The 14,127-nt window shown below is 63.5% G+C and carries 13 protein-coding genes; 12 read left to right on the top strand and 1 reads right to left on the bottom strand.

From position 1 onward, the window contains the following. From rpsG to F600_RS0125805, 9 genes are all read left to right on the top strand, one after another. Window positions 1-471, top strand: a complete 471-nt coding sequence (rpsG, locus tag F600_RS0125850) for a 30S ribosomal protein S7 (protein ID WP_018163577.1) — start codon at window positions 1-3, stop codon at window positions 469-471. A gap of 80 nt (window positions 472-551) precedes the next feature. Continuing rightward, window positions 552-2,654, top strand: a complete 2,103-nt coding sequence (gene fusA / locus F600_RS0125845) for an elongation factor G (RefSeq protein ID WP_018163576.1) — start codon at window positions 552-554, stop codon at window positions 2,652-2,654. 131 nt (window positions 2,655-2,785) lie between these two features. Then, entirely contained in the window at window positions 2,786-3,976 is a 1,191-nt protein-coding gene (tuf, locus tag F600_RS0125840; protein WP_018163575.1) for an elongation factor Tu, read from the top strand. Between the two features lie 176 nt (window positions 3,977-4,152). Then, window positions 4,153-5,076 (top strand): glycosyltransferase family 2 protein, encoded by a 924-nt coding sequence (locus F600_RS29895; protein WP_162141484.1) that lies wholly within the window; start codon window positions 4,153-4,155, stop codon window positions 5,074-5,076. 23 nt (window positions 5,077-5,099) lie between these two features. Next, a complete protein-coding gene (locus F600_RS0125830) occupies window positions 5,100-5,855 on the top strand; it encodes a glutamate racemase (RefSeq protein ID WP_018163573.1) in 756 nt (251 codons plus the stop codon). Continuing rightward, window positions 5,855-6,574, top strand: coding sequence for a DNA alkylation repair protein (locus tag F600_RS0125825; RefSeq protein ID WP_018163572.1), 720 nt, complete (start codon window positions 5,855-5,857; stop codon window positions 6,572-6,574). The genes F600_RS0125830 and F600_RS0125825 overlap by 1 nt, the downstream gene beginning before the upstream one ends. Before the next feature lie 214 nt (window positions 6,575-6,788). Further along, window positions 6,789-8,177 carry a mycofactocin biosynthesis glycosyltransferase MftF gene (gene mftF, locus F600_RS0125815; protein WP_026306962.1) on the top strand — a complete coding sequence of 463 codons (1,389 nt, stop codon included), beginning with the start codon at window positions 6,789-6,791 and terminating at the stop codon, window positions 8,175-8,177. 4 nt (window positions 8,178-8,181) lie between these two features. Continuing rightward, the gene (locus F600_RS29890) at window positions 8,182-9,006 is read left to right on the top strand and encodes an alpha/beta hydrolase family protein (protein WP_018163570.1); all 825 of its coding nucleotides are present in this window, start codon (window positions 8,182-8,184) and stop codon (window positions 9,004-9,006) included. 120 nt (window positions 9,007-9,126) lie between these two features. Next, the gene (locus F600_RS0125805) at window positions 9,127-10,047 is read left to right on the top strand and encodes a metal-dependent hydrolase (protein WP_018163569.1); all 921 of its coding nucleotides are present in this window, start codon (window positions 9,127-9,129) and stop codon (window positions 10,045-10,047) included. Here F600_RS0125805 and F600_RS0125800 read toward each other — a convergent pair. Continuing rightward, the gene (locus F600_RS0125800; protein WP_018163568.1) at window positions 10,044-10,622 is read right to left on the bottom strand and encodes a TetR/AcrR family transcriptional regulator; all 579 of its coding nucleotides are present in this window, start codon (window positions 10,620-10,622) and stop codon (window positions 10,044-10,046) included. The two genes, F600_RS0125805 and F600_RS0125800, sit on opposite strands and share 4 nt — an antisense overlap. Window positions 10,623-10,819: 197 nt before the next feature. Between F600_RS0125800 and F600_RS0125795 the strand changes: the two genes are divergently transcribed. From F600_RS0125795 to F600_RS0125785, 3 genes are all read left to right on the top strand, one after another. Continuing rightward, on the top strand, window positions 10,820-11,047 hold the full coding sequence (locus F600_RS0125795) for a hypothetical protein (protein WP_018163567.1): 228 nt from the start codon (window positions 10,820-10,822) through the stop codon (window positions 11,045-11,047). Beyond that, the gene (locus F600_RS0125790) at window positions 11,044-12,795 is read left to right on the top strand and encodes a hypothetical protein (RefSeq protein ID WP_018163566.1); all 1,752 of its coding nucleotides are present in this window, start codon (window positions 11,044-11,046) and stop codon (window positions 12,793-12,795) included. The genes F600_RS0125795 and F600_RS0125790 overlap by 4 nt, the downstream gene beginning before the upstream one ends. 142 nt (window positions 12,796-12,937) lie before the next feature. Then, a complete protein-coding gene (locus tag F600_RS0125785) occupies window positions 12,938-14,119 on the top strand; it encodes a hypothetical protein (RefSeq protein WP_018163565.1) in 1,182 nt (393 codons plus the stop codon). The last annotated feature ends 8 nt before the right edge of the window (window positions 14,120-14,127 follow it).

Raw genomic sequence — 14,127 nt, 5'->3', positions numbered from 1 at the left:
ATGCCACGTAAGGGAGCCGCTCCGAAGCGTCCGCTCGTCAACGACCCGGTTTACGGGTCGCCGCTGGTGACGCAGCTGGTCAACAAGATTCTGCTCGACGGTAAGAAGTCGATCGCTGAGCGCATCGTCTACGGTGCCCTCGAGCAGGCCCGCGACAAGACCGGCACCGACCCGGTTATCACCCTCAAGCGCGCGATGGACAACGTCCGTCCGGCGCTCGAGGTCAAGAGCCGCCGCGTCGGTGGTGCGACGTACCAGGTTCCGGTCGAGGTTCGTCCGGGCCGCGCGAACACCCTCGCGCTGCGCTGGCTCGTGAACTTCTCGCGTGCCCGCCGCGAGAAGACGATGGTCGAGCGTCTCGCCAACGAGATCCTCGACGCGAGCAACGGTCTCGGTGCCTCGGTCAAGCGTCGCGAGGACACTCACAAGATGGCCGACGCCAACCGCGCGTTCGCTCACTACCGCTGGTGATTTGTTCCCGCCCGTCCGGCGCATGCTGGACGGGCGGGACCACCGCATCAAGACTTTCTCTCTAACGGCGAAGGAATCCCGTGGCACTCGAAGTGCTGACTGACCTCAACAAGGTCCGCAACATCGGCATCATGGCGCACATCGACGCCGGCAAGACCACCACCACCGAGCGCATCCTCTTCTACACCGGTATCTCGTACAAGATCGGTGAAGTTCACGATGGTGCCGCCACCATGGACTGGATGGAGCAGGAGCAGGAGCGCGGCATCACGATCACGTCCGCCGCGACGACCTGCTACTGGAACGACAACCAGATCAACATCATCGACACCCCCGGCCACGTCGACTTCACCGTCGAGGTCGAGCGGTCGCTCCGTGTGCTCGATGGTGCCGTTGCCGTCTTCGACGGTAAGGAAGGTGTCGAGCCGCAGTCCGAGCAGGTGTGGCGTCAGGCCGACAAGTACGACGTGCCACGTATCTGCTTCGTCAACAAGATGGACAAGCTCGGCGCGGACTTCTACTTCACCGTCCAGACCATCAAGGACCGCCTTGGCGCGAAGCCGCTGGTCATCCAGCTGCCGATCGGTGCGGAGGACCAGTTCGAGGGTGTTGTCGACCTCGTTGAGATGAACGCAAAGGTCTGGCGCGGCGAAACCAAGCTGGGTGAGAGCTTCGAAACCATCGAGATCCCGGCCGAGCTTGCCGACCAGGCTGAGCTGTACCGCCAGGAACTGCTCGAGACCGTTGCCGAGTCTGATGAGCACCTTCTCGAGAAGTTCTTCGGTGGTGAGGAGCTCTCGGTCGCCGAGATCAAGGGCGCCATCCGCAAGCTCACCGTGAACTCGGAGCTGTACCCGATCCTGTGTGGCTCGGCATTCAAGAACAAGGGTGTTCAGCCGATGCTGGACGCGGTCGTCGACTACCTGCCCTCGCCGCTCGACGTCGAGGAGACCAAGGGTCACGCCGTCGGCAACGAGGAAGAGATCCTCGTTCGCAAGCCGAGCGCGGACGAGCCGTTCGCCGGCCTCGCCTTCAAGATCGCGGTCCACCCGTTCTTCGGCAAGCTGACCTACGTCCGCGTCTACTCGGGCAAGGTCGACTCCGGTACCCAGGTCATCAACTCGACCAAGGGCAAGAAGGAGCGTCTGGGCAAGCTGTTCCAGATGCACTCCAACAAGGAGAACCCGGTTCCGACCGCTTCCGCAGGCCACATCTACGCGGTCATCGGTCTCAAGGACACCACTACCGGTGACACCCTGTGCGACCCGGCCAACCCGATCGTCCTCGAGTCGATGACGTTCCCGGACCCGGTCATCAACGTCGCCATCGAGCCGAAGTCGAAGTCGGACCAGGAAAAGCTCGGCGTCGCGATCCAGAAGCTCGCGGAAGAAGACCCGACCTTCTCGGTGAAGCTCGACCAGGAGACCGGCCAGACCGTCATCGGCGGTATGGGTGAGCTCCACCTCGACATCCTCGTCGACCGCATGCGTCGCGAGTTCAAGGTCGAGGCGAACGTCGGTAAGCCGCAGGTTGCGTACCGCGAGACGATCACCAAGGCCGTCGAGAAGCACGAGTACACGCACAAGAAGCAGACCGGTGGTTCGGGTCAGTTCGCCAAGGTGCAGATCGGCCTCGAGCCGTTCCACGGCGAAGACGGCTCGCACTACGAGTTCGTCAACAAGGTCACCGGTGGTCGCGTTCCGCGCGAGTACATCCCGTCGGTTGACGCGGGCGCTCAGGACGCGATGCAGTACGGCGTGCTCGCCGGCTACCCGCTGGTCGACGTTCGCATGATCCTGCTCGACGGTGCGTACCACGAAGTCGACTCGTCGGAAATGGCGTTCAAGATTGCCGGCGCGCAGGCGTTCAAGGAAGCCGCTCGCAAGGCCGGCCCCGTGATCCTCGAGCCGCTCATGGCGGTCGAGGTCACCACGCCGGAGGAGTACATGGGCGACGTCATCGGCGACCTGAACTCCCGTCGTGGCCAGATCCAGGCCATGGAAGAGCGCTCCGGAGCGCGCGTCGTCAAGGCGCTCGTGCCGCTGTCGGAGATGTTCGGTTACATCGGTGACCTGCGGTCGAAGACCCAGGGTCGCGCCAACTACTCGATGGTGTTCAACTCGTACGCCGAGGTTCCGGCCAACGTGTCGAAGGAAATCATCGCGAAGGCAACGGGCGAGTAATCAAATCGGGTGGTGATCACGGTTGCCACCCGATTAACCTGCCAACTAGCCCATCGGCTTTAATAGCCGAAAGAGAAACCCCAAAAGCGCCCGTCAACCGGCGGGCACGAACAAGTCCAGGGAGGACGAAAGTGGCGAAGGCCAAGTTCGAGCGGACGAAGCCGCACGTCAACATCGGGACCATCGGTCACGTTGACCACGGCAAGACCACGCTGACCGCTGCGATCACCAAGGTGCTCGCTGACAAGTACCCGACGCTCAACAAGAGCTTCGCCTTCGACCAGATCGACAAGGCGCCTGAGGAGAAGGCTCGTGGTATCACGATCAACATCTCCCACGTCGAGTACCAGACCGAGAAGCGTCACTACGCGCACGTTGACGCCCCGGGTCACGCCGACTACATCAAGAACATGATCACCGGTGCGGCTCAGATGGACGGCGCAATCCTCGTGGTTGCCGCCACCGACGGTCCGATGCCGCAGACTCGCGAGCACGTCCTGCTCGCTCGCCAGGTTGGTGTTCCTTACATCCTGGTCGCGCTGAACAAGGCCGACATGGTCGACGACGAGGAAATCCTCGAGCTCGTCGAGATGGAGGTCCGTGAGCTCCTCGCTTCGCAGGAGTTCGACGAGGACGCTCCGGTCGTTCGCGTTTCGGGCCTCAAGGCTCTCGAGGGCGACCCGCAGTGGACCGAGTCGATCGTCGAACTGATGAACGCAGTCGACGAGTCGATCCCGGAGCCGGTTCGTGAGACCGACCGTCCGTTCCTGATGCCCGTTGAGGACGTCTTCACGATCACCGGTCGTGGAACTGTCGTCACCGGTCGTATCGAGCGCGGCATCATCAACCTCAACGAGGAAGTTGAGATCGTCGGTATCAAGGAGAAGGCCGTCAAGACGACCATCACCGGTATCGAGATGTTCAAGAAGCTCCTCGACAACGGCCAGGCTGGCGACAACGTCGGTCTGCTCGTGCGTGGTATCAAGCGCGAGGACGTCGAGCGCGGTCAGGTCATCGTCAAGCCGGGCACCACGACTCCGCACAAGGAGTTCGAGGGCCAGGCTTACATCCTGAGCAAGGACGAGGGTGGCCGTCACACGCCGTTCTTCAACAACTACCGTCCGCAGTTCTACTTCCGTACGACTGACGTGACCGGTGTTGTGACCCTGCCTGAGGGCACCGAGATGGTCATGCCTGGTGACAACACCGAGATGACCGTCAAGCTCATCCAGCCGGTCGCCATGGACGAGGGCCTCCGTTTCGCCATCCGTGAGGGTGGTCGTACGGTCGGCGCTGGTCGTGTCACCAAGATCATCAAGTAAGTCGCTTTAGACTCACTCTGAGCAAAAGCCCTGGACCCTCGGGTCCGGGGCTTTTGTCATTTTGTGTAAGGACCAAGGTGTGCGGATTCGTAAAACGGGGTAAGAGGTCGGTAATCTGTCGGTAGAGAAAAGTGCCGACTAAGTGTGGCAATCCCAAATCGCAGGTGAGGACGATTTTGGACAAAACACCCAACCGTCAGGAAGTTTCTCGGCCGAAGCGCCCGACCGTATCCGTGATCATTCCGGTGTTCAACTGTCGAGACACCATCGACGAGCAGCTCGATGGTCTGAATCAACAGACTTACCGCCCAGTCGAGGTCATCATCAGCGACAACGGGTCGACTGACGGTCTGTCCGAACACATCGCGAACCATCCGCTCCGTGACAAGCTGTCGATGAAGTGGGTTGATTCGTCGCAGCTCAAGGGATCTGCGTACGCGCGGAATGTCGGCGCGAAGAATGCGGTCGGGGAATTGCTGGCTTTCTGCGACGCCGACGACGTCGTCAAGCCAACCTGGTTGGAGCGGCTGGTCGACATCGCGCCCGACTACGACCTGGTGGGCAGTACCGCCGAAGCGCGGACATTGAACTCGGGCTACCCCTGGCGCCCACCGCCGCCGATTGAACTGCATTGCACGACCAAGAACTACCGTCACGCCGCCGGCTTCAGCCTGGGCGTCTGGCCGGACGTCTACCGCCAACTCGATGGTATGAACGAGCGCTTCGGTGCGAGCCAGGACGTCGAGTTCTCGATTCGGGCGCAGAAGAACGGTTATCGGCTCGGCTTCCTCTTCGAGGAATTGGTGGCATACCGGTATCGCACGACCTTTCGCAGTCTCTATCGCCAAGGCCGGGGGCAAGGCAGGGCATCCGAGCAACTGGCTGAGGAATTCGGTCCGGATGACTTCCCCGCGATGTCCCGCGCGGACTGGGTCCGACGATTCACCTACCTGGCGATGAGCAATCCCGGTCTCCCGATCTGGCTGACGGGCCTGAATCGGCGCGAGTGGATGCGCGAGACCGGCTTCAGTATCGGCAAATACAAGGCCCGCAATGCCGTCAAACGGCAGCGCGGCGGCCAAGACAACAAACCAGCCTGACCCCGTACCGGTAAATTCGAGTCGTGATCGTCGCGCTCATCGACTCCGGACTCGGCCTGTTGACCACGTCCGCATGGTTGCGGAAGCTGCGGCCCGGCCTGGACCTCCTGCTCTTCACCGATCCCGAGGGTGCCCCGTGGGGTCCGAAGCCGACGGAGTGGGTCCAAAAGCGCGTGGTGTCGACCGCGTGGGAAGCCGTTTCATTGGGCGCCAAAGTCGTGGTGCTGCCGTGCAACACCGCGAGCGTGACCGCGCTCGACGTCGTCCGCGAAGAACTCGGACCGAAGATCCCAGTGATCGGCACCGTGCCGGCCATCAAGCCGGCGGCCGCGGAGTGCTCCAAGATCGCCATCTGGGCGACCGCCACGACGACCGCCAGCCAGTACCAGGCGGACCTCATCGAGGAGTTCGGAAACGGCGCTGAGGTCACCGGAGTCGCGTGCCACGGACTCGCGGACGCGATCGATCGCGGCAACTGGGCAGAGATCGACGCAGCCATCGCCGCAGCGGCCGCCCTGACGCCTCCAGACGTCGAAGGTGTGGTGCTGGGGTGCACGCACTACCCGCTCGTCGAGGAACGCATCGTGCGCGCCCTGGGCGGCAAGGTGAAGATCTTCGACAGTGCGAATGCGGTCGCGAAGCAGACTCTGCGGCGTATCGACGAGATCGGCGGCGGGGGCGAACGCGGGCACGGAACGGTGGACGTGTTCCATAGCGGCGTACCGGGCGCACTGCCCGATGCGGCTGCCCAGTTCGAACCGGGCCGGATTCTGGGCTGATGACCGCCGCGGAGGTCAAGGCGGCACTCGCTGCGCTATCGGACCCGGATTACGCGGCGGGCGCCGCGCGGTACTTCAAGACCGGTCCGGGGGAGTACGGCGAAGGCGACGTTTTCCTCGGCGTGCGAGTTCCACAGACGCGATCGGTGGTCAAGAAATTCTCGAATCTGCCCGCGACCGAGATCGATTCATTGCTCGCCAGTGAGGTGCATGAGCATCGCCTTGCGGCGGTGTTGATTCTCGTTCGTCAATTCGAGATCGCGCTTCGGCGAGGGGATTCGGAAACCCAGCGGCGCATCCTTTCGGAGTATCTGGACGCCGTGGAGCACGGCCGAATCAACAACTGGGATCTCGTCGATTCGTCGGCCGCGGTCATTGTCGGGCGTTCACTTTTGACGCAGTCGCCGCAATTGCTTTTTGATCTTGCCGAACGTGAAGAGCTTTGGCAGCGAAGGGTTGCGGTAATCGCATCATTCGCATTCTGCGATGGGGGAGACCCATCGGTGACGCTTGCGTTGGCGTCTCAATTGCTTGCCGATCGACGTGATCTCATTCAGAAAGCCGTCGGTTGGTCATTGCGTCATATGGGCAAGCGGGTGGGCACGGAAACGTTGATCTCGTTTCTGGAAACTCACGCTCAGCAAATGGGCCGCACGGCGCTCAGTTATGCGACCGAGCATTTGGATGCGTCGACGCGCGCTCGCCTCCGAGCTCTCTGACGTCCTCACCCGGCGGTTCCCCCTCGCGGTGGCTCGTGCCATAGTGGAACGAGCCGAATCGCGCATGGCTTTACGAGCGTGCAAGGCGTGCATTGTTGTCGATTCGGGTGACGGTTGTGATTCCAAATTTCGGTCGCCGAGGAGTTGGGCGAATGAACGAGGCCAATTTTCTGCAACTGCCGACGCTTCAGACGAAGTTGAATACGATCGCCTGATGCGCCAGGGTCGTCTCCCAAACGGGTTTGGAGTAAGGATCGATCCCGCCGTTCGTAGCTACAGTGGCGGTCAGGTTCTCTTCGGTGGAATGCCGATGAAAATGCTCAAGCTGACTCCGTCTGCAGCTTCGATGATCGGCGACGGATATCTCCGGGTCTCCGACCCGAAATCCGCGGTCGTGGCGCGACGGTTGCTCGATTCGGGCGTGGCAAATCCACGTCCGGAACTCTCCCCGTCAATGGGGGATGTCACGGTGATCATTCCGGTCCGAAACAATGCGGCCGGATTGAATCGACTGCTTTCGGTTCTGCGCGGCCACAATGTCATCGTCGTCGACGATGCATCCGACGATCCGGCGCGGATCATCGCCGAAGCGCGCTGCCGCGTCTCGGTGATCCGGCACGAGATCGCGCGTGGCCCCGCCGCCGCTCGGAACACCGGATTACGGGCTGCAACAACTGATTTCGTCGCATTCTTGGACGCGGACGTAGTGCCGAAGAACGGCTGGCTCGAGCTCATGCTGAGCCACTTCAGCGACCCGTCAGTTGCCCTCGTGGCCCCGCGCATGCTCCGCCTCGACCCGGATGCGAACCTGCTGTCCCGCTACGAGAGCGGCCGCACGGCGTTTGACCTGGGGCGTCGCGAATCGGCGATCGAGTCTCGTGGGGTCGTGACGTACGTGCCGAGCGCGGCGGTGCTGCTGCGTCGTGAGGCGCTGCTCGAAGAGGGTGGCTTCGACGAGATCATCAACGTCGCCGAGGACATCGACGTGTGCATGCGTCTCGAGCGCGCGGGCTGGCGTCTGCGCTACGAGCCGGCTGCGCACGTGAACCAGGACAGTTCGGAATCCGTCCGCCAGTGGTTGCAGCGCAAGGCCCGCGCGGGCGCGGCGTCCGCACGGCTCGGTGAGCGTCACCCGGGAATGGTGTCGCCGGTGACCATCTCGCCGTCGACGGCTGCGGCCGGCCTGCTGCTCGCCTCGCTCACTCGCGTGGGCTGGCTTGCGGCCCTCCTGACGTTCGTGGGAGCCGTCGTGCGGATGCGGACGGTCTTCGCGGATGTGGACGGCAAGACCAAGGTCGCCGCGATCTACACCGGGCAGGGATTCGCGTTCGGTTTCTGGCGGCTGGTGTCGGCGATGTTCCGGCAGTACTGGCCGGTGACCGCGGTCGCCATGGTCGTCTCACCGCGTATCCGCAAGGTGGCGGTCGCGGTCGCGATCGCCGAAGGTGCGGTCGACTGGTTCCGCTACCGCAACAACGGCACCCTCGACCCGGTTCGCTACATCGCTCTCAAGCGCGCCGACGACCTTGCCTACGGCTCAGGGCTGTGGGCGGGCGTGTTCGACTCGCGTAACGCTGAGGCACTGCGGCCGAACGTTCGCTGAACCAATGCGGGGATCGACAATTCGGTACGGTCCAGCACGGTCACAGTTCGCCGAGCTGTTTCTTCCCGAAGCGACGGATGGTTCCGGGCCGGTCGTAGTCCTTGTTCACGGTGGATTCTGGCGCAACCCCTATGGGCTCGAGCAGATGTATCAGCTCATTCCCGACCTCGTTGAGCGTGGTTACGCCGTACTGAATGTCGAGTACCGACGGATCGGTGAGCCGGGGGGCGGATGGCCGGGCACGCTCGAGGATGCTTCGGCGGCGGTCGATTCCCTCGCCGAAGTAAGCGCGCGGGTCGGATACGACTTCACCTCCGTCGTCGCCCTCGGACACTCTGCGGGCGGGCAGCTTGCGCTGTGGCTGGCGGCGCGACGGGATCTTCCCCAGGGTGCGCCTGGATCGTCGCCCATAGTGCCGATAGATGCGGCAATCGCGCTGGCAGGCGTGGTGGATCTGCGTTTGGCAGACCAGTTACGACTAGGGGCGATGGGCGACCAGGGTGCGGCCGCGTGGCTTCTGGGCGGGAACGCCACGCAGGTCCCGGACCGCTACAACCTGGCGTCGCCTTGCGACCGGGTGCCTCTCGGAGTGCCGCAACTTCTCATTCATGGTCACGAGGACACGCTTGTTCCGATTGACGTGAGCCGGGCCTATGCGGCGGCTGCCCGAGCTGCTGGCGATGCGGTCGAACTCGTGGAACTGGCAGGCGCAGGGCATTTCGACGTCGTCGATACGACGCACGACGCGTGGGCGGTCGTAGTCGAGCGTTTGTCGATCTGGGTTGGGCAAATGGGACGACACGTCCCCCAGGAGAGTCCACCCAGTTGACAGAGTCTCTCCAATTGTCCACTATTGACATGCTGTCTAACAGTGGTGACACCAGGGCTGCGGCGCCCGTTCGCTCACCCGTACTTCGCTCGACATTGGCAATACCCACCGGGAGGCAACGTGGCCACCAAATCCGTCCATCAGTCTGTCGAACCGGACCGCATCGCCCTCAATGCGCGTGATGTCGAGTTCGATTTCCATGAGCTGCCGCTGCACTGGATCCCGAACGAGCCAGTCGCGACGCACATGATCAACGTGATGCACATGATGCTGCCGGAGTTCGAAGAGTGGTTCGTCCGCTGCTTCAGCGAGGCATTGCCGTACATCAAGGACGAGCAGCTCAAGGAAGACGTTCTGGGCTTCATCGGCCAGGAGGCGCAGCATGCCAAGGGGCACGCGGATGCGCTCGAGCGCCTGAAGGCTCAGGGGCTTGATCCCGGTCCGTTTGCCGAGCAGATGGCGTGGCTGGTCAAGCTGCTGTACAGCAACCGCGGGCTGAGCGGCCGAGCCCGCTACGAGCTCATGGTTTTGCAAGCCTCGCTCACCTCCGCGATCGAGCACATCACCGCGTTCCTCGGGCAGTGGGTGCTCAATGCGAAGAGTCTCGATGCGGCCGGGGCCGACCCCGTCATGCTCGACCTTTTGCGTTGGCACGGTGCCGAGGAAGTGGAACACCGCAGCGTTGCTTACGACCTCTATCAGCATCTCGACGGTGGTTACGTCCGCCGGGTCGTTCCCTACGGCCTGGTTCTGCCGGCGCTGGTTTGGGTCTGGATCATCGTCGGTACGCGCTATCTGCTGAAGAACGACCCGGTCGTGCAAGGAAACGCCTCGCTGGATCCGCTGACATTCTGGCGTGCTTCCCGAAAAGGCATCCTGCCGACCGTGTGGGAGATCGTGAAGATGGCCCCCGGCTACCTGATGCCGAAGTACCACCCGTCGAAGTACGGCTCGACCAGCCAGGCTGTTGCGTACCTCGCGAACTCACCGGCCGCCAGGTCGGCTATCGACCGGCAGTATCTGCAAGCATCGGCTCGCTAGGCAGACAGCGCGGCCAGGGCCATCGCCCGCAGCGTCGCCCGGGCGTTCTGGGGCGCGGATTTCGCACTGTGTGGCGTCGAGTTGAGGAGGCCGAACGCAGCGTGCGCGCGCGTGCGGGCGTCCGCTTCGGACAACTCCGGGTTGAGGGCGCATAGGACACCGACCCAGAGTTCGACATACTGGCGCTGAGTCCGGCGCACCTTTGTTCGAGCCTCGACGGGCATCGTCTCGAGCTCGCGGTCCTGGATGCGGATGATGTCCCGATCGCCGAGCGCGAACTCCAGGTGAAAGTCGATGAGGTGACCGAGCGCGTCCGCGGGTGCGTCGGCGGCGACGACCGAGGTGGCGCCCGCGAGCAGGCTGTTGCTGAATCCTTCGAGCAGCTCGACGAGCAGCGCTTCCTTGTTCGGGAAGTGGCGATAGAGGGCTGGACCGCTGATTCCGACGGCCGCGCCGAGGTCTTCCATCCGGGTTCCGTTGAAGCCGCGTTCGGCGATGAGGCGAGCGCCTTCGCGCAGGAGTTGAGCTCGGCGATCAGCCTTGAGTTGTTCGCGGCGAGTCGGCGCGCTGGTCACTCGTCACCTCTCGACACGGACAACTCGGTTAATCGCCATTATCTTAACCGTTGAGGGTGCACCCGAACCTGTTAGGAGCGGTCTACAGGATTCGGTTGTCGTGTCGGGAAAACCCTATGTCGATCTTGGTTGCCGACTAGGGTCCGATTCGAGCCAGTCCGCCTGTTCAGGCGGAGTTTTCGAATCGGAGATGTTTCATGGTCAGTAGTGCGATGAAGGACCTCGCGGCCGAACTCGGTGCCACGCCACCGGACGGTTTCGCAAAGCTGTCAATCGAACAGATCAAGGACCTCGCCGTGGCCCTGCGAGACATCAAGCGGACCCAGGGCGCGGCGATCGACGAATCGACCGAGGCTTCGATCAGCGCTCTGCCCTTGATGCTGCGGGCGCCCGTTCGTGCGATCGTCGGAGGTTCGACAAAGTGAGCGAGATCGTCGATATCTCCGCCGAGCTCGCGAAGCTGGCGCGCGTGACCGGGCTGCCGGTGAGCAAGCTCGAACACCTCGCGGTCGTCGGCGCCAAGGACCTGCGGGCGTTCCGCTACCAGGTCATCGACCAGCTGTTCGCCTACAACGAGGGCAAGCTCAAGAACCTCGCGGCGGCCTCGAAGCTCGTCCCCGTGCCGATCATCGCCAAACTCGCGCCGATGTACTTCGAGCCCAAACTCGCCGCGGCAATGGCCGGACTCGTGGACGAGGACAAGTCGGTCAAGCTGATGTCGAAGCTGCCGCTCGACTACCTCACGGCATGTTCGCCGCACGTGGACCCCCGGAAGATCGGTGGAATCGCCGCGAAGATCTCCCCGGAACTGACCGCTCAGCTGGCGCCCGCACTCGTCGCGATGGACGAGACGATCACCATTGGGCAGTTCGTCGACTTTGTGACGCCGGAAATTCTCGAGGCGACCCTGCCGGTCCTCGACGACGTGTCGCTCTTGAAGATTGCGACCTACGCCGAGAACAAGGAGAAGCTCAACGACATCATTCCGCTGATCTGGGGGCGCATCCCGAGCGTGTTCTTCGCCGCGTCCGAGCACGGAATGTGGTCTCATGCGCTGAATCTGTTCACCGAGATCAAGCCTGAGCTGCGGGTTCGGTTGGCCGATATGGCGGCCCAAATGCCCGACACGATTCTCGGTTCTCTGGTCCGGGCGGCCCACAAGGAGCACCTCTACGGGCTGTTCCTTCCGATGACCGCGAGCATGAGCAAGTCAGCCCTGCAGCGATTCGGGCGGGTCAAGGAACTCCAGGACCCCGAGGTCCTGACGGCGTTGACGCAGGCCGCCCACGACAGCCAGGACTGGGTGGGACTCCTCTCACTCGGGGCGTACCTGCCCGGGGAGTCCGCGAAGTACATCGCCGGAGTAGCGACAACTCACCGCAAGGAGGTCGTTGCGGCGGCATTGACCGGCGATAACACGCTGGCTGGTGCTCTGCATCTGTCGGCCTACGCGTCGCCCACCGTGCAGCGCGCCTACGCCGACGCGATCAGTTCCCTCCCGGGACCGCAGATCGACGCCGCGGTCCGCGCCACTGTGCGGATCGGGCGCATGCCGCAACTGCTGCCGCTCGTCGACCTCATGCCGGCGGCCGCCCGGGCCCGGGTGACGGCGGCGGCCGCGGCGCTAGACTCCGACGAGATGAAGTCGGCACTCGTTCAGGCGTCTGAGGGCGGGCACTTGCCGGCGATGCTCAACATCGCCGCCGAAATGCCTGCCGAAGCGCGCACCAAGGTCACCGATGTCATCGCCGCGAACGCTGAGGACGACCTGCTGGGTTCGAACCTCGACGAAGCCGGCCAGCAGGAAGTCCTGGCGAGCCTGCTGAAGGTCGCGCAAGGCGCCTCAGCGAGCACGATCGAATTGTTGAGTCAGCAGATTTCGCTTCTCAACGTCGAGTCGATCGCACCCGGCCTCCTGCAGGCGGCCGACCTCACCGGCGCCTGGGACACGGGGCTCGCCCTGTTCAACGGGCTGCAGAAGCAGGCCGAGCTCGCCGGGGTCACGATCCCGATGAACGCGCCTGAGGAACTGCTCAAGAAGGCCCAGGAGATCGCCGCAGATCCGAGCAAGTTCATCGGGGAAAGCGTGGCGATGGCGCAGAAGGTCGGTGGCGTCGCCGCCACACTGGGATCGAAGTTGCTCGGTGCGCTGACCAAGCCGCAAAAGGACTGACCCTGGTCTCCAAGGGCCCGTCGGCGTTCGCGTCGGCGGGCCTTTGCAATGTTCGCCGGCACAATTCCGGGCCCGATATCAGCACGCTCGGGCACTGCCTCAGCACCCGCCGTCGCCGATAGCGTCGATGGCAGGAGGAACAGTGAACGACATTGCGGACCATCTCGCCCGCCAGGATTACGACGGACTGATCGCGACGCTTCGCGAACAGATCTCAACAGATCGACGGGTACTCGCCGATCCCGAGGTCAAAAAATGGTGCGGACAGCGCTGGCGCTTTCTCTTCCTCGACGAAGCCGCCAAGGACGAACGTGCGGTCAAGGAGAGCAGCAAGCCCTTCGGATTCGATGGTCGCCCGGTCAAGCGGCGGCTCGCGGAGCGCTTCCTTGCCCAGGACGTCGAGGACTGGCAGCTCGACCTGCCGGAACCTGCTGTTTCTGCGCTGGACGCGAGTTCACGTCGCGCCGCAGGCCTTGATCCGGCGACCTTCATGTTCTGCCCTGGGTTCGTGCACCGGGCGATCCCGGTTTCCGGCCTCGAGGACCTCGAGGAAGTCGCCGAGGGGTACGGCGCGGAGGTCGTGCGGGCGGATGCGCATCCGGCGCGTGGCTGCGAAGCCAACATCGCCGATCTGCAAGCCGCCTTCGACTCGACCGGCAGCGACAGCGTCGTCATGGTCGGGTATTCGAAGGGCAGCGCCGACGCGCTCACGCTGTTGGCCCATCAGCCGGAGTTGGCGAATCGGGTCCGTGCGCTCGTGAGCTGGGCCGGTGCGGTGGGCGGCAGCCCGTCGGCGGACGGCGTCTACGACCTCATCAAGGACCTCGAACTCGGCTCGATTGTCGGCAGCGACGTCGTGATCAATGTGCTGAAGATGCTGTTGCCGATAGCTCAGATGGACGGGATGATCGAGCGGCCCGACGAGTGGGATCTGCGGGCGGCCGTTCGCGACCTCACCACGGCCGAGCGCGCGCGATTCCTCGACGAGCACGGCGCCACGATCGATGAACTCGACATCCCGATCTTCAACATCGCGGGCCAAGCAGGTCCGCTCGAAGTGCCGTACTTCCAGATGCAGGGATCGATCGAAATCGGAAAGGCCGTCGGTCCGAACGACATGCAGGTCGCGGTCGACCATGCGCAGGTCACGTCGCCGATGGGCACGACGCTCGCGGTCCTGCGCGCCCATCATTGGGACTTGGCCCTGGGTCCGTTCCCGATGTCGCACCGATTGGGTTCGCCGAATCTCCACCATCCCTTCCCGCGTCGGGCGGCTCTGGTCGCGACGGTTCAACTTCTCGCGGAACTGGGTCTGCTGGACTAGTTTTCACC

Source organism: Smaragdicoccus niigatensis DSM 44881 = NBRC 103563 (assembly GCF_000380645.1).
GTDB classification, from domain to species: domain Bacteria; phylum Actinomycetota; class Actinomycetes; order Mycobacteriales; family Mycobacteriaceae; genus Smaragdicoccus; species Smaragdicoccus niigatensis.
The sequence above is the reverse complement of the archived record's forward strand: the minus strand, read 5'-3'. Positions and strand labels throughout refer to the sequence as shown.